The sequence below is a fragment of the Butyrivibrio sp. AE3004 genome (assembly GCF_000703165.1).
Taxonomy (GTDB): Bacteria; Bacillota; Clostridia; order Lachnospirales; family Lachnospiraceae; genus Butyrivibrio.
This window is the reverse complement of sequence record NZ_JNLQ01000002.1, coordinates 2,558,014-2,578,013: the sequence shown is the minus strand read 5'-3', so window position 1 is coordinate 2,578,013 and position 20,000 is coordinate 2,558,014. Positions and strand designations below refer to the sequence as shown.

Here is a 20,000-nt window from a genome sequence, read left to right as displayed (position 1 = left end):
TGCGCATCCATAGCGGAGCGTATTCATCTTTTAGAAATTATCTGGAAATTTCTCATAAAAAAGCCTTGGAGATCATTTGATTTCCAAGGCTTTCAATTATTATGTTTTCCTGATGGTGATCTTCTAAGTTACTTAAGAAGATACCTTATAAAATCAGCTGCGGTGTCACTTCTTTCACTTGCTGTGGCAAGCCCTATTATAGGCGTTTCTCCCGGATAGTAGGAGACAGCTGTAAGATGCGGGTTGTCTTTTAGAATGATTCCTACAGGGATAAGTCCTTTTTCTTCAGCTTCTGCAAGAGTCATGCCTGCTACAGGCTCAACTTTTTTCGTATTATTAAGTGAACCGGTTATGTCTGAAGCATCGTTAGATGTTTCTGCTAAAACAGAGCTGTCCGCGGCATCCTGATTTTCTAAAGAACTGTCAGGATAGGTTTCGTTCCTGTGGTACTCCTTTGGATCAACACAAAAAATGCTGTCCCCGAAAGCTGTCAGCTCTTCTTGAGAAAAGCTATCTCTTAGATCATTGAACATTTCATTTTTGGCATAATTATCAAAAATCCTTGAATCCGCCAGGATTATGTCGAGATCATGTGCAGCGATCATTGCATAAATTTTTTCGGAATTGGCAATCGTGTACTGATCGGGATTGTCCATATTTATTGAGGAAGAAGCATCTATGGAAACACTGTATTTTGAAGTGTCGATGCCCTCGTATTCCGCAAAACCTGCGACAATTGAGGCGGGTTCTTCCATGCTGGCGGTGTTAACAAAAGTGGCTGAAAGTGCTGCCGGTTTTTGAGATGCGATATCCCGGACAAGGGATACGACAGTTGCAAGAGCTATAATGCCAACAATTACGTGAACCTTATAGTAGTCCCAAAAATAATCCCAGTGAGCTTTGAAACCCATGCCTTTCAGGGCCTGCCACTGGTTACGTTTTTCTTCATTAATATTCATTTTTTCATTTCTCCTCATTACTGATATTTCACAAATTTTTTTCTTTTAGTACTCATACAGATATCGACTTTGAAAAAAATTCATCAACTTTTAATTCGATTCTTGACGAGAGTTTACAGTTAATATATCATAACGTTTAAAAAATATGGAAGGAAAAGTGTGAAAAAATGATGAACGACAATAGCTATGTAGAGCTTTTGGTTGCCAGAAAACCTCAACCACTTATGATTTTTCTAAAATATTTGTTGATTCTTCTGGCAGTGGTTTCTTTTCTTCTGGGATTTATGAGCGGCAATTTTATTCTGATGATTCTTTGCATTGCATGCGGAGTCGGTGCATATTTTGTATCACTCAATGCATCAATAGAATATGAGTATCAGTATTGCGAGCGCGAGATTACAGTCGATAAAATTCTTAACAAGAGTAAAAGAAAAAGGGTAGCGACCTTCGAGACAGAACGTATGGAAGCAATCGCACCATCTAGGTCCTATCATCTGGACGAATATCGTAATAAAGACAATTACAGGACGCTTGATTTTTCATCCGGAGAAGAAAAACAGCCGGATGTTACATATACTATGTATTATGACGGAAGGGAAAAAGTTATACTTGAACCCAACAAAGAACTGATCGAAGCGGTAAAAAACGTAGCACCACGTAAAGTTTTCATGGACTGAAAAGGAGATAAGAATGGGACAGATTATTGGCGAAGGAATTACATTTGATGACGTACTCTTAGTTCCGGCATATTCACAGGTAGTGCCGAACATGATCGATGTCAGTACACATCTCACAAAGAAGCTTAAGCTTAACATACCTATGATGAGTGCAGGCATGGATACTGTTACAGAGCATCGTATGGCTATTGCAATGGCTCGTCAGGGTGGAATCGGTATCATCCACAAGAATATGTCAATTGAGGCTCAGGCTGATGAAGTTGATAAGGTAAAGAGATCTGAAAACGGCGTTATCACAGATCCCTTCTCACTTTCTCCCGATCATACACTCGCTGATGCGGATGCTCTTATGGCTAAGTTCCGTATTTCAGGTGTTCCGATTACCGAGGGCAGAAAGCTTGTAGGCATTATCACAAACCGTGACCTTAAGTTTGAGCAGAACTTCGATCAGAAGATCCGTTCCGTTATGACAAGTGAGAACCTTGTTACTGCAAAGGCAGGAATCACACTTGAAGAGGCTAAACAGATTCTCGGAAAATCCAAGAAGGAAAAGCTTCCGCTTGTAGATGACGATTACAATCTTGTAGGACTCATTACTATTAAAGATATTGAAAAGACAATCAAGTATCCTCTTGCTGCAAAGGATGATCAGGGCAGACTTCTCTGTGGAGCAGGTGTTGGTATCAGCGCTAACGTTCTTGATCGTGTAGGTGCTCTTGTTGATGCTAAGGTTGACTGTGTTGTTCTTGACTCAGCACACGGACATTCAGAGAACGTACTTAAGTGCCTTAGAATGATCAAAGAGAAATTCCCGGATCTTCAGGTTATTGCAGGTAACGTTGCAACAGCAGCAGCTACAAAGGCTCTTATCGAATCAGGAGCAGATGCTGTTAAGGTTGGAATCGGACCCGGATCAATCTGTACAACACGTGTGGTTGCAGGTATCGGTGTTCCTCAGGTTACAGCAATCATGGATTGTTATTCAGTTGCTAAGGAATATGGTATTCCGATTATCGCTGACGGTGGTATCAAGTATTCAGGAGATATCACAAAGGCTATCGCAGCAGGCGGAAGTATCGTAATGATGGGTTCAATGTTTGCAGGCTGTGATGAGGCACCCGGCGAATTCGAACTCTTCCAGGGTAGAAAATACAAGGTATATCGTGGTATGGGTTCAATTTCCGCTATGGAAAACGGTTCCAAAGACCGCTACTTCCAGGAAGGCGCTAAAAAGCTCGTTCCCGAGGGCGTTGAAGGACGTGTTGCATATAAAGGAACAGTTGAAGATACAGTATTCCAGCTTATCGGTGGCTTAAGAGCAGGTATGGGATATTGCGGATGTGAGACTATTCCGGAACTTAACGAGAATGGCAGATTTATAAAGATGACAAGCGCTGCTTTGAAGGAGAGTCATCCTCATGATATTCATATCACAAAGGAAGCTCCTAACTACAGCGTTGATGAGTAATAGGAATATATTATTTTTTCATAGAGCCTTCCCTCTGAAAATGAGGGGAGGTTTTTTTATCCATTTTTCTAAATGGTGGTATAATAAACTTTAAAAGTATCTTAAATTTAAGGATGAGATGAGGAGAGTACATCGCTTGGAGGCAGTCAGCAATAAAAGTCCCGGCAATTACATAAAGATTAAAAGCAAAGAACTCCGCAGATGGCAGGACAGTTTTGCGGCTATGTCCGGAGTCTATTTGTGCTGCCTGGATGCAAAGTGTGAAAAAATAACGGATTTTTCGGGAGATCTTCTTGAAATACCCATGATAAAAAATGCGGTAGATGAAATACATATAAGGAATATTTTCCAGAGAGTTACGGAAGGTGATCTTGAAGATCAGGCAGTTGAGAGAACCAGGATTCCAAATCTCAAGGTTGCGGCAGTTGCAGCAAAGCTTGATGGAACGACACAGCTGGTGTGGATAGTCTGCGGAATTTTGAAGGATGCAGAGTATGAAGCTGATCTGTACACCGAGGAACCGATAACCGATTTTTCATATATGACAACAGAGAAGAGATTCTATAATTCTCTGGACTTTTTAAGAGTTACATCACTTGCTCTTGTCAGAGCACTGAAATCCGAGAATCAGGCAGCAGCTTCTACTGCCGAGAACTTTAAGCGTTCTGAGGATTTTAAGGTCTCTTTCCACAGAGCGGAGATCATGACCGAGATAGTTTCTCTTCTTGACAGCGATGACGAGATAGAAAATATCATGACGCAGATACTTATGAAAATCTGCGAATATCTTGATATCAGCAATGCTTTTATTTGCCACATGCATAGTGATGACAAGCTTATGGATGTCATCGTGCAATGGACCACGAATGATACGGAACGGATTTTTAAGGAAAGTCAGGATCTCGACAGATGCTGGTTCCTTGGGAGAAATCATATGGTTGCAGTATCTCCGAGTACGACTATGAACTCCGGGGAAAAAGAGCAGCTTGAGGATCTGGGGATAAAAGCGGTTGTATCAGTGCCGATTTCGCTCTCGGATCAGACACCTTTTTATGCCTGCTTTGCAGAAACAAGAGAGGACAAGAGGAGTAAGGACTGGCTTGTTGATGACATAAAATTCATCAATGACGCTATCAGAATCCTTCAGAATATCATAACCAAGAGGCTTCAGAAAAACTCAATTGCCAGTTCTTTTCAGTCACTTGAGGCAGTACTTGATAACGTGGGAAGTTCTATATATGTCCGCTGCATGAAAACGGATGAACTTTTATTTGCTAACAGAAGTCTTAGAAAGCATTTTGCAAAGGAACTTCAGAAAAATACTCTGAAGGAATTGTTTGAAGCCAATATTCCGCCAAGATCACACAGCGGAAATTATGAGATATATTATGAGGCCAAGGAGCGTTGGTTTGACCTGTACTACACCAGGATTAAGTGGGTGGACGGCAGACAGGTATCTCTTTGCGCTATCTATGAGATAACAGAAAAGAAAATTTACCAGAAACGTATTGAACAGCAGGCATATACCGACTTTTTGACAGGACTTTTCAACAGACTGTGCTGTGAGCGTGACCTGGTTACATATGTTGAACAGACTAAAAAGAATAACACCAAGGGCATGCTTATGTACCTTGACCTTGATGATTTCAAAAAAATTAACGACGGCCTCGGTCATCAGTATGGTGATGTACTTTTGCAGGATATTTCCTCAGCTATAAAAAATATAGACGGAGTACAAAACTCTTGCTACAGAATGGGCGGTGATGAGTTTGTAATAATTGTGCCACCCGAGAGCTTTAGGAAGCTGGATAATATTCTTGAGGAGATAAGGCGTGTTTTTGCGACTCCCTGGTATTTGAAGGACGGAGAGTACTACTGTACCATGAGTATGGGAATGGTTGAATTTCCCACTGCAGGTGATACGGTTGAGGAACTGATAAGGAAGTCTGACATTGCGATGTATGAAGCCAAGAAGTCAGGCAAGAACAGGATTTCACAGTACTCTGAAAGTATAGATGCCTCCACTATCAGACGACTTGATATGGAAAAGGCAATGTACAAGTCGGTTGAAGACAGCTGTAAAGAATTTACGGTACATTACCAGCCTGTCATGGATATAAGAGGGAAAAAGCCAAAGCTTGTGGCTGCAGAGGCGTTTGTCAGATGGAACAGTAAAATTCTGGGTAACGTAAGTCCCGGAGAATTTATTTCTCTTGCTGAGTATCTGGGGCTTATAAATCCCATTGGAGAGCATGTTTTTAGAGAGGCGGCAAAGAGCTGTGGCAAGTGGAGCAAAAAGCTTAATCGGAAGATCAACATTTATGTTAATATGTCCGTTGTGCAGCTTATGCAGCCGGATATTGCCGATAAGCTTAAGTCTGCGGTGGAGGATGCCGGTATAGATCCTGACCAGCTCATACTTGATGTAAGAGAAGCGCTCACTATGAATAACACAGAGCGAACAAAAGGCGCTATGGAGAAAATCTGTGAGAGCGGTGTGAGGCTTTGCCTGGATGATTTCGGTACAGGCTACAGTTCCATAAGCGGACTCAGAGCACTTCCGTTTGCTACGATTAAGGTTGACAGAACAATTGTCTGCGAACTTGGAAAAGAGGAATATGCAAAGTCGCTTATTGTTTCTCTTATGGATTTATCCGGGGCACTTGGAGCTTATGTCTGTGTTGAAGGTGTTGAGAATAAGGAACAGATTGACATTTTAAACGAATTGAACGTACCGCTTGCCCAGGGCAAGTATTTTGCGGAAACCATGTTAGCTGAGGAGTTTGAGAAAAAGTATATATAGTGGTATTATAATTACGAGATATTAAAGCCAAAAAGCGATTTTGATAAAAGGAATCGCTTTTTGGCACATTAGTCATAAGACAATAATTTATTAGGAAGTTGGTTTTTACAAACATGGCAGAAGAATCAAGAAATTTTATCGAACAGGAAATTGACAAAGACTTAAAGGAGGGAGTATACGATCACGTTGTGACACGTTTTCCTCCGGAGCCTAACGGCTTTTTACATATCGGACATGCTAAGAGCATCTTGCTTAACTACGGACTTGCAAAGGAATACAACGGCAAGTTCAACATGAGATTTGACGACACGAACCCAACCAAAGAGAAGTCAGAATTCATGGACGCAATTATCGAGGACGTGAAGTGGCTTGGGGCAGATTATGAAGACAGACTTTATCATGCATCCGATTATTTTGATGAGATGTATGAAAATGCCATTAAGCTTATAAAAAAGGGTAAGGCTTATGTTTCCGAACTTACAGCAGAAGAGATGCGTGAGTACAGAGGAACTCTTACTGAACCCGGCAAGAATGATCCCAACAGAGACAGAAGTGTTGAGGAGAACTTAAGGCTTTTTGAAGAAATGAAGAGCGGCAATGTTCCTGACGGAGCAATGACACTCAGAGCTAAGATTGACATGGCATCACCTAATATCAACATGCGCGATCCGATCATTTACAGAGTTGCACATATGACACATGCACGTACAGGCGATAAGTGGTGCATCTATCCTATGTACGATTTTGCACATCCTATCGAGGATGCTGTTGAAGGTATCACACATTCAATCTGCACACTTGAATTTGAAGACCACAGACCGCTTTATGACTGGGTTAAGAATGAGTGCGAGTATGAGAATCCTCCGCGTCAGATAGAGTTCGCAAAGCTCTACCTGCAGAACGTTGTAACAGGTAAGAGATATATCAAGAAGCTTGTTGAAGACGGAATAGTAGACGGATGGGATGATCCCAGACTTGTATCCATCGCAGCACTCAGACGCCGCGGCTTTACACCGGAATCAATCCAGAAATTTGTTGAGCTTTGCGGTGTAAGTAAGGCTAACTCAACGGCTGATTATGCAATGCTTGAGTACTGTATCCGTGAGGATTTGAAGCCTAAGGCTAAGAGAATGATGGCTATCCTTGATCCGGTTAAGCTCATTATCGATAACTATCCGGAGGGACAGATTGAGATGCTTCCAATTGAGAACAATAAGGAAGCACCGGAGCTTGGAAACAGAGAGATTCCTTTCGGAAGAGAGCTTTGGATTGAGCGTGAGGACTTTATGGAAGAGCCTCCGAAGAAATATTTCAGACTTTTCCCCGGCAACGAGGTTCGTCTGATGAATGCGTACTTTGTAACCTGCACAAGCTGTGTGAAGGATGAAAATGGTGTTGTTACTGAAATTCACTGCACCTACGATCCCGCAACAAAGGGCGGAGACAGCCCGGACGGCAGAAAGGTGAAGGGAACAATTCACTGGGTATCTGCAGATAAGTGCGGTGAGGCTAAGGTACGTCTCTATGAAAATATTATAGATGAGGAAAAGGGTGTATATAATGAGGACGGTTCACTGAACCTCAACCCCAATTCAATTACGGTTATTGAAAATGCAAAGCTTGAGCCTGAACTTATGAATGCTAAGGCTTATGATAAATTCCAGTTTGTGAGAAACGGATTTTTCTGCGTTGACAGTAAGGATTCTGTGGATGGAGCACCTGTGTTTAACAGAATAGTTTCTCTCAAGAGTTCTTTTGTATTACCTAAGGCATAACGGAACTGTTGACATGTAACAGGATGCTACCTTCTCTTACCGGGAAGGAGCAGCCTGGCTGATGTATGAGGGGTAAATGTCATGGGATTTTTGGACGGATTAAAAAAACTTGGTCTTGGTGCATTAGAGGATGAGGAGCTGTATGAAGATCCTAGTAAAAAGAAGGCAGAGGAAAAGAAGGAAGAGCCTCAAAAGCCTCCGGTTGAAATCGATGAGGCAAGTCTTCTTTTTGATAAGAAATATGTCTGCCCCGTCTGTGAATATGATTTCAAGGTAAGGACACTCAGAACCGGAAAAATCAGAATGGCCAGGCAGGATTTAGACCTTCGTCCTGTTTTCAAAGAGATTGATACTACTAAATATGAGGTAGTAACATGTCCTAACTGCGGTTATTCCGTATTGGCAAAATATTTCGGCAATCTGACAAAGTTCCAGATGGATGAAGTCAGGAGTAAAATATGTGCCAACTTTAAGAGACAGGATTTCAGTGAGGATGTTTACACATACGAAGAAGCCAGAATGAGATATGAACTTGCCATTGCAAGCGCTATGGTGAAAAAATCCAAGAATTCCGAAAAAGCATATATCTGTCTTAAGATGGCATGGCTCATAAGAGGAGAGACTGAGCATCTTGATATGTCGGCACCCGGGTATACCGAGAAAAAGGTAGCAAACGATGCTGAAGAAAAGGAAATGCTTCAGAAAGCTCTCGATGGTTTTGAACTAGCAAGAATGACCGAGACCCAGATTGCGGGAATGGATGAGGCAACCACTGATTACCTTATGGCAGCGCTTGCCCTGGAAGTTGAAAATTATAATCTTGCAATGAAAATGGTCGGGAATATAATCGGTTCAAGGGTGGCAAACTCCAGAATTAAGGATAAAGCTAATGAGCTGAAATCGCTGATACTCAAAAGAGCCAGAGAAGCCAGAGAAACAATTACAACTGAAAACAGTGAAAAATAGAGCCGTGTGCTCTGTAAAAAATAAAAAAGCCGCAGGCGCGTTTTGCCTGCGGTTTTGATTTTTTATACAGCACCATCAAGTTTCTTGAGGTCGTTAATATCATCATCTTCGTCATCATCAAAGAATTCTTCGGTCTTATCCGGAGTGGGTTCTTCGTCTGAAGAGTCATCAGAGGAATCATCAAGAGCTTCGTCGGTATTGCTATCTTCAGAGCTTGAAAGATTGACGTAGCGACGCTTGAACGGTCCGATTGCTTCATCGTCTTCAAAATCATCGAATTCATCAAAATCTTCAAAATCATCAAATTCGTCGGATATATCAGAATCCCTCTGAGTCAGATAATAATAGACACCTGCGGCAACAGCACCTGCAGCAGCTGCAAATAAAAACACTTTTCCTAAATGTTTAGCCATGTTTTCTCCCTTCATAATGAAAATAGTAAGAGAATTTCATACTGTAAGAATTATTTTATAACAATTCGTCAGATAAGAAAAGCATTTGTCGCTAAATCGTTGAAAAAATACACTTAAAATGCTATATTTAAATGGACTAATCCGGTCAATTTTTGGAGAGACGTTTTTCATGAACGAAAAATTTTTTGATCTTAAAAAAGAAAAACAGGATCGTATTATCAATGCTGCGCTCAGAGCATTCGCTCTAGGCGGATATTTACATGCCAGCACGGATGATATTGTCAAAATGGCAGGTATAAGCAAAGGACTTATTTTTCATTATTTTGAAACTAAGCTTGGATTGTATCAGTTTATTTATGATTACAGTATTCGTGTTATTAATTTGGAGATCACAACAGGCGTATCAAGGGATATCACCGATTTTTTCACAATTAGAGAGGAAATAGAGAGAGTATTGTCAATATGTATGGAACAGTATCCCTACATCCAGCTCTTTTTGTACAATGCAGAAGCAGAGGATACTCCCGAGGCTGCATCGGCCATATTGCAGACGAGGGAAGGATACGAGGCCATGATCCGCAGTATTCTCGACAGAGGAGATATCACAAGATTTAAACCTGAGGCGAACTATCAGATAATAGATGACATGATACAAATGGTAAATAAGGAAATCCTCGAGAGGATGTTCCGGGAGGGTGTTTTCCAGCCGGATGGCTATTATGAAGAGGTTATGAAATACATGAACATGCTTCGTGCGATCTCGTACGATTAACAAAACGGTTTGTAACCGGGTTTCAAAGGAGGCACACATGGGAAAATTCGTCGTAGCAGGTATCACGCAGGTCGAGACAATTGTCAGAGTTGCGAAGGTTCCGATTGAATATGCGCCACTTACTACAGAAGTCAATTCCATTTATACCGGACTTGGCGGTGATGCATACAATGAGTCTCTGGCCCTTAGGTGGCTGGGAGATGAGGTTGAATTCATGTCTATCATCGGTCATGACAAATCCGTTGAAGATCTGAATCCCCCGGGATGTAAGATAGAGCTTTCAACACAGTATGTTGTTCAGCAGATGGAGGAGACTCCTACGTGTGTTATTCTCTATGACAGGGAACGCAGACGACAGATATTTGAAGATATCAAGGATCTGCGCGATAAGGTTTATGATATGTCCATGTTTGCCCCTCTTGCAGGATGGGCTGATATGGTAGTCCTTGCTAACGCTAATTTCTGCAGACCTTTTGCGATTGCAGCTGCCGAAAACAATAAGAAACTTGCAGTAAATATACGTAATTTCTGCAGGGAAAAAGAAAAATACAACAGAGATTTCCTTGATGCGGCATCAATCCTTTACTTCTCAGATGACCAGCTTGAGGAAGACCCCTATGATTTTATAAGAGGTATAAGTAAGACCTACGGAACAGAGATTATTATTATGGGTCGAGGCTCCAAGGGTGTTATCCTCTTTGATAAAAAAGGCGGATTCATCGCTGACTATAAGACGGTTAAGACAAATGAGATCGTTAATACGGTCGGTGCAGGTAATGCGCTCTTTGCGTGCTTTTTGCACTATTACCAGGAAACTCAGGATTCAGTTAATTCTATTAAGAATGCCCTTCTATTCTCATCATATAAGATTGGCTACATGGGAACTTCAAACGGCTTTATGACAACCGAACAGATGGAGCAGTGGCGTAATCTTATCTGGGGAATTCGTGATAACGGGCTATGATAAGGATCCCGGTATTTGGATTATTTTGAGGAATTCATTTTTATTATTATTTATTATGAGGATTATTAACGATGGCAAAGACAGTTAAAAATAAAAGAGCATGCGGCGTTTTAATGCCGATTTTCAGCCTTCCGTCAAAGTACGGGATTGGCTCATTTTCCAAGGAAGCATATGACTTTGTGGATTTTCTTGAAAAGTCAGGTCAGAGCTACTGGCAGTTGTTGCCCCTTGGGCCTACAAGCTACGGAGATTCTCCCTATCAGTCTTTTTCAACATATGCAGGTAATCCCTACTTTGTTGATCTTGAGAAGCTGATCGATATGGGACTCCTTAAAAAGGAAGAAGTCGATAAGGTTAATTTTGGTGGAGATGAGAGCCACATCGATTATGCAAGACTCTTTAAAACACGCTATGAAGTTTTATATAAAGCCTATGTAAACAGTGGGCTTTCTCCCGTTAGCACTAAAGCGCCTGAGCCTGAACTTAAGAAGGAGTTTGATGCTTTTGTAAAAGATAATGAGGACTGGCTTCCTGATTTTGCTCTTTATATGTCATTAAAGAAGCGTTATGACGGACTTAGCTGGGTTGAGTGGCCTGAGGACTTAAGGCTTAGAAAAGAGGATGCGCTGAAGGCAGCAAGAGAAAAGCATGCAGACAGAATCGGCCTTCATGAGTTTATACAGTTCCTTTTCATGAAGCAGTGGTTTGAGCTTAAAGCCTATGCTAACAAGAAGGGCATAGATATTATCGGAGATATTCCGATTTATGTTGCTTTTGATTCTGCCGATACATGGGCAAATCCCAAGCTTTTCCAGCTTGATAAAAAGAATATGCCGATTGCGGTTGCAGGGTGCCCTCCGGATTCCTTCAGCAGAACCGGACAGCTTTGGGGTAATCCTCTCTATGATTGGGAATATCATGAAAAGACAGGCTTTAAGTGGTGGATGAACCGTATCAAGGGCTGCTACAAGCTTTATGATGTTGTCCGCATCGATCACTTCCGAGGCTTTGATGAATATTATTCAATTCCCTTTGGCGAGCCTACAGCTGAGAACGGTCACTGGGTAAAGGGACCCGGCTACAAGCTCTTTGAAGTTATGAAAAAGGAGCTTGGCGATTTAAGAGTTATAGCTGAGGACCTTGGATATCTCACACCTTCAGTAATAAAGCTTGTTAAGAGAACAGGGTTCCCTGGAATGAAGATACTGCAGTTTGCTTTTGATCCCAGGGAAGAGAGTGATTATCTGCCTCATAACTATATTCAGAACAGCATTGTTTATACAGGAACACATGACAATGAAACAACTCTTGGATGGCTTGATGCAATTCCGAGAGCAGACAAACGTTTTGCCAAGAAATATCTGAATATTAAGTCAAACAAGGGAATTGTGTGGGAGTTCATACGTGCATGTTTTTCATCAGTATCAGACACGGCTATAATCCCTATGCAGGATTATCTTGAGCTCGGAACAGAAGCCAGAATAAATACCCCTTCAACACTCGGTAACAACTGGGTATGGAGAATGAAGGGTGATGCATGCACAGATGAGCTTGCTGAGCGCATGCTTGATATGGCTAAGACATACGGAAGAAATGCAAATGTCTAAAATAACCATAGTTGATGTAGCAAAAAAATGCGGAGTCGGAGTGAGCACCGTATCGAGAGTGATAAACGGTCACCCGGATGTCAGTGCGAAGACCCGCGAAAGAATACAGGCAGTCATTAAGGAAACAGGATTTGTTCCCAATGACAGTGCAAGAAACTTAAAGCGCACCGATGCTAAATGCATCGGTGTACTTATAAAGGGAGTAACGAATCCCTTTTTCTCTCCGATGATAGATATCATAGAACAGGAGATTGACAGGCAAAAATATGCACTTGTCCTAAGGCATGTAGAGGCCGACCAGGAAGAGGCGGATATCGCCATGGAGCTCGAAACAGAGAAGAGACTAAGGGGGATTATTTTCCTCGGAGGCGGTTCCGAGCAGTCAAGAGCAAAACTCAGCGGACTGAAAATTCCGGTGGTGTTTTCCACCATCGGTGCTTCCTATCTTGAGGAGGAAGGTCGTGCGGAATTTTCAACAGTATCAGTTGATGACCGGCTTGAGGCTATGCATATGACGCAGTATCTGATGAATCTCGGGCACAAAAACATAGCTTTGATTACAGAGGCTATGGGACGAAGGTCAGTAGGACACCTGCGACTTGAAGGTTATAAGGATGCTTATATCGAGAGAGGAATGCAGGTTGATGAGAGGCTTATTTTCTATGTAAATCAAAATATGGAACACTTTTCTGTGGAAAACGGTTATAGGACCATGCAGAGAATGCTGTCCTCGGGACTGGAGTTTACAGCAGTGTTCTGCGCAACGGATCTGCTCGCCATAGGAGCAATGAGGGCGATAGCCGATGCGGGGCTTAAGGTTCCTGAGGATATAAGTGTTTGCGGTTTTGACGGAATGGAAATCGGGAGATACATAAATCCAAGGCTTACGACTATAAGGCAGCCGCTGGATCAGATTTCAAGGGAAACAGTAAAACTTCTTTTTGATATCATTGAGTCCAGGAGCAGCCATAGACATATAACTTTTCCAGCGGAGCTTTCGGTCGGAGAATCAACTTCAAAGTACTATGAGAAATAAGACGGAATGTCGGATGAGGGCGTGCCATGCGTAATTTATCCAAAGCATTAAGTGCGTTGATGACAGCAGTAATTCTTGTCACTGGAACCGGTTGCGGGAAAGTGGCTGAGGAAGACAGCGTCATTCATTCGCCTGCGACCAAAAGTGATAATACACTTACCTGCATGGTTTGGGACAGGGGGACCTTTCCCGAGGGATGCACGGCGGATGATAATACTCTTGCCAATTGGATTCGCAGCAAGATTAAGGATCAGTACGATATAGAACTTCACTTTGTAGGTGTAGACAGATTGAAATCCGATGACATTATTACCGGGATGGTGGACGAAGGGACGGCGCCGGATATAATCTTTACATATTCACCGTCAGTGTTTGGCTATATGTCCCAGCAGGGAAAGATAACGGATCTGTCCGAGCCTTTTAAAAATTATGGTGAGAACATCTCCAATTATATAGGAGATGTTCAATATATGGGACAATACAATGATGCTCAGGCCGCAATTATCAAACGCAGAGGCTTTAAATTGCCAAGGCACATGGCTTATATCAGAAAGGATTTCTGCGATGCACTTGGTATGAGTGTGCCGTCAACAAAGAAGGAACTTATCGATTATCTCTATGCCGTTAAGGAAAATAATCCCAGCGGCGACTCAGGCCTTATACCCTGGGCGATGGGTGGAGACATTCATTCTGAACGGTATTATCAGAGTTTTATTAATTCCTATGTTGGAAAGCTGTCAGAGAGAGATTCCTTTATCTACTCCGAGAGATATATGGTTGTGGCTGACGGGGCAATCGATGGTTTAAGAGAACTGAACAGACTTTATAATGATGGCATTATAACTCTTGATTTTACAGCAGATCATGATAATGAGTTATTTAAGGATACTGTAAAAAAGGGTAAAGCCGGTTTCTTTGTTGAGGATACAACGGCACCGTTTAAATACATACCGGTGCTTAAGGAAAGTAATCCTACCGCTGAATTTGTTCCGGTTTTGTGCTTTGAAGGATCAGACGGAAACTATTTAAATGTAACGGAACCGGATTTTGGAATGTATATTATGGTTCCTTCAGCCAGTAAAGATAAGGCGGAACTTGCTATGAAATACCTTAACTGGCTTGCGGATCCCGAAAATGCGGAGCTTGTCAGTTATACACCTGAGCATACAAATACAGACAAAAATGCACCGAAATCCTTGTTAAAGGATGAGCTTTTTGCAAGGGGATATCCCGGGAGCCCTGAGGATTACAGCATTGTTAATGAGCACTTTGAATTTGTGGAAGACAGGGAAGCCCAGATATCTGCCTGGTCTGTGGATAATGACTGGGAGAGCAATGAGTGGTTTGAAGGCTTTTATGATGCGGTTGTAAAGGATCAATACACCTTTCCTAAAACAAGTGTTGTACTTGAAGCGGAGGCGAAATATCAGACGGGGCTGGAGACGGCTCTTGTGGAATATGCATTTAATCTTATTTGCTGTCCTACAGATGAGTTTGACAGTATGCAGGAGAGTGAATACAGAAGGCTTCAAAGTCTGGGGCTGGATGAGATTTTAAAAGAACGTGCTGCATATTATGACAGTGGAGAAATAAAAGTAGGATACTAAAGAAGGGAGACTTAAGAAATGGCAAACATTGCAATTTTTTTGGCAGAAGGTTTTGAGGAGATTGAAGCACTTACGGTTGTTGATCTTTGCAGAAGAGCTCAGCTGAATATCGATATGGTTTCGGTTATGGGAACACTTTCCGTAAAGGGATCTCACGGCATAGAAGTTAAAGCCGATAAGCTGATCGACGATGTGAATTTTGACGAAATGGATATGCTGGTCCTTCCAGGAGGAATGCCCGGAACGACTAATCTTGATAAAACTGAAAAGCTCACAGATCAGATCCTTGCATTTAATGAGGCAGAAAAATACATAAGTGCAATCTGTGCTGCGCCGTGTGTATTCGGAAGACTGGGAATCCTTCAAGGCAAAAAGGCCTGCGTTTTCCCGGGACTTGAGGAAAATCTAACAGGTGCTGATGTTCAGATGACAGAGACAACTGTTGACGGGCACATTCTTACCAGCAGAGGAATGGGAACGGCGATTCCTTTCGGACTTGCGATAGTTGAGCGTTTTTGCGGAAAAGAAGCTGCAGACAAGCTTGGAAAAGGAATTGTTTTCAGAGTATAAGAATATGGAATTATCGCTGAGCGCTTAATTGTGTTTTGAATATAATCCTAGATGACATGTTGGACAGGAAATAAAATGGGTGTTGAAATAGAAAGAAAATTTACAGTGAAAGAGCTTCCGCACAATCTGGAGAGCTACCCCGTAAGAATAATAGAACAGGGATACCTGAATGTGGTACCTGCAATCAGAGTCAGACGTGAGGATGATCATTATTACATGACCTATAAAGTAAAGAAGGATTTTCTGAAAGTCAGTGATCATGAGAATGATGAGATAGGAAAGACAGAATATAACATGCCGCTTGATAAAGAATCCTATGAGCATCTGGTACTTAAAGCGGACGGGAATGTAATAAAGAAAAAGCGGTACATCCTTCCTTTAAATGAGGATGGTTTTCATGATAAAGCAATCGGGGAAAAACTGAAAATCGAACTGGATGTATTTGAGGGCGTCTTTGAGGGGAGGATTTTGGCAGAGGTTGAATTCCCGGATGAAGAAACTGCTTCTTTATATAAACCGGCGGACTGGTTTCTGGATGACGTGACCGGAGACGTGAATTACAGCAATGCCCATATGAGTGCCGAGAAGCTTTGAAACGGGATAAGTTTTAAATATATATGGAAAAATAAAAAGACCTGTGCTATAATCTTTAGGCGACTGTGCCGAGGTTAGATAGCACAGGTCGCTTTAATATAGATAAAACAGCACAAAAATCATTTGTGTAAACGATTTATTTCATATGTAGTATAGGAGGAATAATAATTCAATGAGCGTATCAGTAGAAAAGCTCGAGAAGAGCATGGCTAAGCTTACAATCGAAGTTGCACCTGAGAATTTTGACAAGGCAATCGACAAGGTTTACAACAAGCAGAAGGGTAAGATTCAGATCCCCGGTTTCCGTAAGGGTAAGGCTCCCCGTCATATGATCGAGCGTATGTACGGTAAGGAAGTATTCTTTGAGGATGCTGCTAACGATATCATCAACGAAGAATATCCCAAGGCTGTTGATGAATGTGGTGAGGATGTTGTTTCCAATCCTGATATCGAGGTTTCACAGATTGAGGCAGGTAAGCCTTTCATCTTTACAGCAACTGTAGCTCTTAAGCCTGAAGTTAAGCTTGGCAAATATAAGGGTGTTGAGGTTGAGAAGATGGACCTTGACGTAACTGACGAAGAAGTTGACGCTGAGATCGATCAGGAGCGCAGCAGAAATGCCAGAACTATCGAGGTTACAGATCGTAAGGTTGAGAACGACGATATCGTAACTCTTGATTTCGAGGGATTTGTTGATGGTGTTGCTTTCGAAGGCGGCAAGGGAACAGATTATCCTCTTACAATCGGTTCAGGTTCATTCATTCCCGGATTCGAAGAGCAGCTTATCGGCTTTGAGATCGGCAAAGAGGGTGAGGTTAACGTAACATTCCCTGAGGAGTATCATTCAGAGGATCTTGCAGGTAAGGCTGCAACATTCAAGTGCACAGTAAAGGCTATCAAGACAAGAGAGCTTCCTGAGCTTAACGATGAGTTCGCAAGCGATGTTTCTGAGTTTGAGACAGTTGCTGAGTACAAGGAAGATGTAAAGAAGAAGCTTGCAGAGCGTAAAGAGGCTCAGGCTAAGGCTGAGCGTGAGGATGCAGCTGTTAAGGCTGTTATCGATGATGCTGAGATGGAGCTTCCTGAGAAGATGGTTGAGACACAGCAGCGTCAGATCGTTAACGAGTTTGCTCAGAGACTTCAGTATCAGGGTATGAATATGCAGCAGTACATGCAGTACACAGGCAACACTGTTGACCAGCTCCTTGAGCAGGTTAAGCCTCAGGCTATTGATCGTATCCAGTCAAGACTCGTTCTTGAAGCAGTAGCTGCAGCTGAGAAGTTTGAGATCAGCGAAGACGAGATTCAGGAAGAGCTTGAGAAGATGGCTAAGCAGTACAACATGGAAGCTGATAAGGTTAAGGAGCTCATGGGAGACCGTGAGATTAAGACTCTCAAGGAAGATCTTCTTGTTCAGAAGGCAGCTAAGTTCCTTGTAGACAACGCTAAGGAAGTTGGTACTAAGAAGACACGTAAGACAGCAGCTAAGAAGTCTGATGATGCAGCTGAAGAGAAACCGAAGCGCACACGCAAGACAGCAGCTAAGAAGGACGACGATGCAGCTGAGGAGAAGCCGAAGCGCACACGTAAGACAGCAGCTAAGAAGGAAGAAGAATAATTTAATAGTGAACTTTTAAGTTTACAGAATATATGAAGCCTCTCCGGATGATTCCGGGGAGGTTTTTTGACTACTTTGGAACAAGGATTTTTGGCAAGGTTGCGTAAAATCTAATTCATGGGTTATAATAGATAAGTATATTTGTAAAAATTTATAGAGAGGAAGCGATTAGATGAGTTTAATACCTTATGTCATAGAACAGACGAGTCGCGGTGAGCGCTCATATGATATTTATTCAAGACTTTTGAAGGAGCGTATTGTTTTCCTTGGTGAAGAAGTTAACTCAGTTTCAGCAAGCGTTGTTGTAGCACAGCTCCTTTTCCTTGAAGCAGAAGATCCCAGTAAGGATATCCACATGTATATCAACAGCCCCGGCGGTGAGATTACTTCCGGTATGGCTATTTATGATACTATGCATTATATCAAGTGCGACGTTAGCACAATCTGTATCGGTATGGCTGCAAGTATGGGTGCATTCCTTCTTGCAGGCGGTGCTAAGGGTAAGAGAATGGCTCTTCCTAATGCAGAGATAATGATCCACCAGCCTCTTGGCGGAACTCAGGGTCAGGCTACAGAAATCGAGATTGCAGCTAAGCACATCATTCGTACAAAAGAAAAACTGAATACACTGTTAGCTGAAAATACAGGAAAGCCTTATGAGCAGATAGCTGCCGATACAGAGCGCGATAACTGGATGACAGCTCAGGAAGCTCTTGAATACGGACTTATTGATTCCGTAATCGAATCAAGACCTAAGGATGAGGAAAAGAATAAGTAATGCCGGTGCATAAGTGTACAGGTCGGATTATTAGAATTTTAGAAGGAAAAACAAATTATGGCAGGAAAAAACAGCGGCGAAATTCGTTGCTCATTTTGTAACAAGACACAGAATCAGGTTAAGAAGCTGATTGCAGGTCCTGCAGGTGTATATATCTGCGATGAGTGTGTGGACATTTGTGCGGATATTATCGAGGAGGAATTTGAGGACGAGCCTATAACACATGATGACAGGGATATCAATCTTCTTAAACCTGTTGAGATCAAGAATTTCCTTGATGATTATGTAATAGGCCAGGACGAAGCTAAGAAAGTGCTTGCTGTAGCTGTTTACAATCACTATAAGAGAGTAATGGCTCCCAAGGCGCACAATGCAGAGGACGAGGTTGAACTGCAGAAGAGTAACATAATAATGGTCGGACCTACGGGTTCAGGTAAGACTTACCTTGCACAGACTCTTGCAAAGATTATAAATGTTCCTTTTGCCATTGCTGATGCAACAACTCTTACAGAGGCAGGATATGTCGGAGAGGATGTTGAGAACATTCTTTTGAAACTTATTCAGGCTGCTGATTATGACGTAGAGAGAGCACAGTACGGTATCGTTTATATCGACGAGATTGATAAGATTACCAAAAAGAGTGAGAACGTATCAATTACACGTGACGTTTCCGGTGAAGGTGTTCAGCAGGCACTCCTTAAGATAATTGAGGGCACGGTAGCCAGCGTTCCGCCACAGGGTGGACGTAAGCATCCTCATCAGGAGCTAATTCAGATCGATACTTCAAACATATTGTTTATCTGCGGTGGTGCTTTTGATGGCCTTGATAAGATTGTTGAAGCCAGACTTGACCGTAATTCAATCGGTTTTAACGCAGAGATCGCAGACAAGAGTGAGCGTGAGATCGGAGAGGTACTTAAGGAAGTTACTCCTCAGGATCTTACAAAATTCGGTCTTATCCCTGAGTTTGTCGGACGTGTTCCGATCTGTGTAACTCTCGAGGGACTTAACAAAGAAGCACTTGTGCGCATACTTACTGAGCCTAAGAATGCACTTGTAAAGCAGTATCAGAAGCTGTTTGACTATGATGATGTTAAGCTATCCTTTGAGGAGGATGCGATTGAAAAGATTGCAGAGCTTGCACATGAGAGAAAGACAGGTGCGAGAGGACTCAGATCCATTATGGAAAAGGCTATGATGGATGTTATGTACGAGATTCCTTCAGATGATGACATATGCGAATGTGTAGTTACTGAAGAATCGGTTAAGGGTACTTCAAGTCCGCTTATCGTTTACAAGGACGAGGTTAAGAGACTTAAACCTGCAAAATAAAAAGAATGATTTTGAAGTGGGGATGAACCTGCTTAAACTACAGGCAGAGATGTAATGCATC

Annotated in this window: 17 protein-coding genes; 15 read left to right on the top strand and 2 right to left on the bottom strand. The window is 42.2% G+C overall.

Annotation, left to right across the window (positions count from 1 at the left end; all coding sequences use genetic code 11):
* Window positions 1-128: 128 nt before the first annotated feature.
* Complete coding sequence (locus BV60_RS0114130; protein WP_029322763.1) at window positions 129-959, bottom strand: hypothetical protein; 831 nt, start codon at window positions 957-959, stop codon at window positions 129-131.
* Window positions 960-1,126: 167 nt separating this feature from the next.
* On the opposite strand from BV60_RS0114130, the gene BV60_RS0114125 reads away from it, so the two are divergent.
* The 5 genes from BV60_RS0114125 to BV60_RS0114105 all read left to right on the top strand — a co-directional run bounded on the left by BV60_RS0114125 (window position 1,127) and on the right by BV60_RS0114105 (window position 8,648).
* Window positions 1,127-1,636, top strand: coding sequence for a DUF6106 family protein (locus BV60_RS0114125; RefSeq protein ID WP_242840985.1), 510 nt, complete (start codon window positions 1,127-1,129; stop codon window positions 1,634-1,636).
* Window positions 1,637-1,649: 13 nt separating this feature from the next.
* A complete protein-coding gene (guaB, locus tag BV60_RS0114120; protein ID WP_029322760.1) occupies window positions 1,650-3,104 on the top strand; it encodes an IMP dehydrogenase in 1,455 nt (484 codons plus the stop codon).
* A 136-nt stretch (window positions 3,105-3,240) separates the two neighbouring features.
* Window positions 3,241-5,907 carry an EAL domain-containing protein gene (locus BV60_RS0114115; protein WP_051656751.1) on the top strand — a complete coding sequence of 889 codons (2,667 nt, stop codon included), beginning with the start codon at window positions 3,241-3,243 and terminating at the stop codon, window positions 5,905-5,907.
* Window positions 5,908-6,020: 113 nt separating this feature from the next.
* Window positions 6,021-7,682: a glutamine--tRNA ligase/YqeY domain fusion protein gene (locus BV60_RS0114110; protein WP_029322758.1), complete on the top strand. Its 1,662-nt coding sequence runs from the start codon at window positions 6,021-6,023 to the stop codon at window positions 7,680-7,682.
* A gap of 81 nt (window positions 7,683-7,763) precedes the next feature.
* On the top strand, window positions 7,764-8,648 hold the full coding sequence (locus BV60_RS0114105) for a DUF2225 domain-containing protein (protein WP_051656750.1): 885 nt from the start codon (window positions 7,764-7,766) through the stop codon (window positions 8,646-8,648).
* A gap of 62 nt (window positions 8,649-8,710) precedes the next feature.
* Here BV60_RS0114105 and BV60_RS0114100 read toward each other — a convergent pair whose 3' ends face one another.
* Window positions 8,711-9,061, bottom strand: coding sequence for a hypothetical protein (locus BV60_RS0114100; RefSeq protein ID WP_029322754.1), 351 nt, complete (start codon window positions 9,059-9,061; stop codon window positions 8,711-8,713).
* A gap of 169 nt (window positions 9,062-9,230) precedes the next feature.
* Here BV60_RS0114100 and BV60_RS22130 point away from each other — a divergent pair, with 169 nt between their 5' ends.
* The 10 genes from BV60_RS22130 (at window position 9,231) to clpX (ending at window position 19,939) form a co-directional block, all read left to right on the top strand.
* On the top strand, window positions 9,231-9,833 hold the full coding sequence (locus BV60_RS22130; RefSeq protein ID WP_051656749.1) for a TetR/AcrR family transcriptional regulator: 603 nt from the start codon (window positions 9,231-9,233) through the stop codon (window positions 9,831-9,833).
* Window positions 9,834-9,870: 37 nt separating this feature from the next.
* Window positions 9,871-10,797, top strand: a complete 927-nt coding sequence (locus tag BV60_RS0114090; RefSeq protein WP_029322751.1) for a carbohydrate kinase family protein — start codon at window positions 9,871-9,873, stop codon at window positions 10,795-10,797.
* Window positions 10,798-10,868: 71 nt separating this feature from the next.
* The gene (gene malQ, locus BV60_RS0114085; RefSeq protein ID WP_029322750.1) at window positions 10,869-12,404 is read left to right on the top strand and encodes a 4-alpha-glucanotransferase; all 1,536 of its coding nucleotides are present in this window, start codon (window positions 10,869-10,871) and stop codon (window positions 12,402-12,404) included.
* The gene (locus BV60_RS0114080) at window positions 12,397-13,440 is read left to right on the top strand and encodes a LacI family DNA-binding transcriptional regulator (RefSeq protein ID WP_029322748.1); all 1,044 of its coding nucleotides are present in this window, start codon (window positions 12,397-12,399) and stop codon (window positions 13,438-13,440) included. Before malQ ends, BV60_RS0114080 begins: the two co-directional genes overlap by 8 nt.
* A 26-nt stretch (window positions 13,441-13,466) precedes the next feature.
* Window positions 13,467-15,047, top strand: a complete 1,581-nt coding sequence (locus tag BV60_RS0114075) for an extracellular solute-binding protein (RefSeq protein ID WP_029322747.1) — start codon at window positions 13,467-13,469, stop codon at window positions 15,045-15,047.
* A gap of 18 nt (window positions 15,048-15,065) precedes the next feature.
* Window positions 15,066-15,617, top strand: coding sequence for a DJ-1 family glyoxalase III (locus BV60_RS0114070; protein WP_029322745.1), 552 nt, complete (start codon window positions 15,066-15,068; stop codon window positions 15,615-15,617).
* A gap of 75 nt (window positions 15,618-15,692) precedes the next feature.
* Entirely contained in the window at window positions 15,693-16,211 is a 519-nt protein-coding gene (locus BV60_RS0114065) for a CYTH domain-containing protein (RefSeq protein WP_029322744.1), read from the top strand.
* A 172-nt stretch (window positions 16,212-16,383) separates the two neighbouring features.
* On the top strand, window positions 16,384-17,829 hold the full coding sequence (gene tig, locus BV60_RS0114060) for a trigger factor (RefSeq protein ID WP_029322743.1): 1,446 nt from the start codon (window positions 16,384-16,386) through the stop codon (window positions 17,827-17,829).
* A 172-nt stretch (window positions 17,830-18,001) separates the two neighbouring features.
* Entirely contained in the window at window positions 18,002-18,607 is a 606-nt protein-coding gene (gene clpP, locus BV60_RS0114055; RefSeq protein ID WP_029322742.1) for an ATP-dependent Clp endopeptidase proteolytic subunit ClpP, read from the top strand.
* 57 nt (window positions 18,608-18,664) lie between these two features.
* Entirely contained in the window at window positions 18,665-19,939 is a 1,275-nt protein-coding gene (clpX, locus tag BV60_RS0114050) for an ATP-dependent Clp protease ATP-binding subunit ClpX (protein ID WP_029322740.1), read from the top strand.
* Window positions 19,940-20,000: the final 61 nt, after the last annotated feature.

What these genes read in the sequence shown, in the direction of transcription:
- BV60_RS0114130 (WP_029322763.1), bottom strand. Translation starts at nt 959, where the DNA reads ATGAATATTAATGAAGAAAAACGTAACCAGTGGCAGGCCCTGAAAGGC.
- BV60_RS0114125 (WP_242840985.1), top strand. Translation starts at nt 1,127, where the DNA reads ATGATGAACGACAATAGCTATGTAGAGCTTTTGGTTGCCAGAAAACCT.
- guaB (WP_029322760.1), top strand. Translation starts at nt 1,650, where the DNA reads ATGGGACAGATTATTGGCGAAGGAATTACATTTGATGACGTACTCTTA.
- BV60_RS0114110 (WP_029322758.1), top strand. Translation starts at nt 6,021, where the DNA reads ATGGCAGAAGAATCAAGAAATTTTATCGAACAGGAAATTGACAAAGAC.
- BV60_RS0114105 (WP_051656750.1), top strand. Translation starts at nt 7,764, where the DNA reads ATGGGATTTTTGGACGGATTAAAAAAACTTGGTCTTGGTGCATTAGAG.
- BV60_RS0114100 (WP_029322754.1), bottom strand. Translation starts at nt 9,061, where the DNA reads ATGGCTAAACATTTAGGAAAAGTGTTTTTATTTGCAGCTGCTGCAGGT.
- BV60_RS22130 (WP_051656749.1), top strand. Translation starts at nt 9,231, where the DNA reads ATGAACGAAAAATTTTTTGATCTTAAAAAAGAAAAACAGGATCGTATT.
- BV60_RS0114090 (WP_029322751.1), top strand. Translation starts at nt 9,871, where the DNA reads ATGGGAAAATTCGTCGTAGCAGGTATCACGCAGGTCGAGACAATTGTC.
- malQ (WP_029322750.1), top strand. Translation starts at nt 10,869, where the DNA reads ATGGCAAAGACAGTTAAAAATAAAAGAGCATGCGGCGTTTTAATGCCG.
- BV60_RS0114080 (WP_029322748.1), top strand. Translation starts at nt 12,397, where the DNA reads ATGTCTAAAATAACCATAGTTGATGTAGCAAAAAAATGCGGAGTCGGA.
- BV60_RS0114075 (WP_029322747.1), top strand. Translation starts at nt 13,467, where the DNA reads ATGCGTAATTTATCCAAAGCATTAAGTGCGTTGATGACAGCAGTAATT.
- BV60_RS0114070 (WP_029322745.1), top strand. Translation starts at nt 15,066, where the DNA reads ATGGCAAACATTGCAATTTTTTTGGCAGAAGGTTTTGAGGAGATTGAA.
- BV60_RS0114065 (WP_029322744.1), top strand. Translation starts at nt 15,693, where the DNA reads ATGGGTGTTGAAATAGAAAGAAAATTTACAGTGAAAGAGCTTCCGCAC.
- tig (WP_029322743.1), top strand. Translation starts at nt 16,384, where the DNA reads ATGAGCGTATCAGTAGAAAAGCTCGAGAAGAGCATGGCTAAGCTTACA.
- clpP (WP_029322742.1), top strand. Translation starts at nt 18,002, where the DNA reads ATGAGTTTAATACCTTATGTCATAGAACAGACGAGTCGCGGTGAGCGC.
- clpX (WP_029322740.1), top strand. Translation starts at nt 18,665, where the DNA reads ATGGCAGGAAAAAACAGCGGCGAAATTCGTTGCTCATTTTGTAACAAG.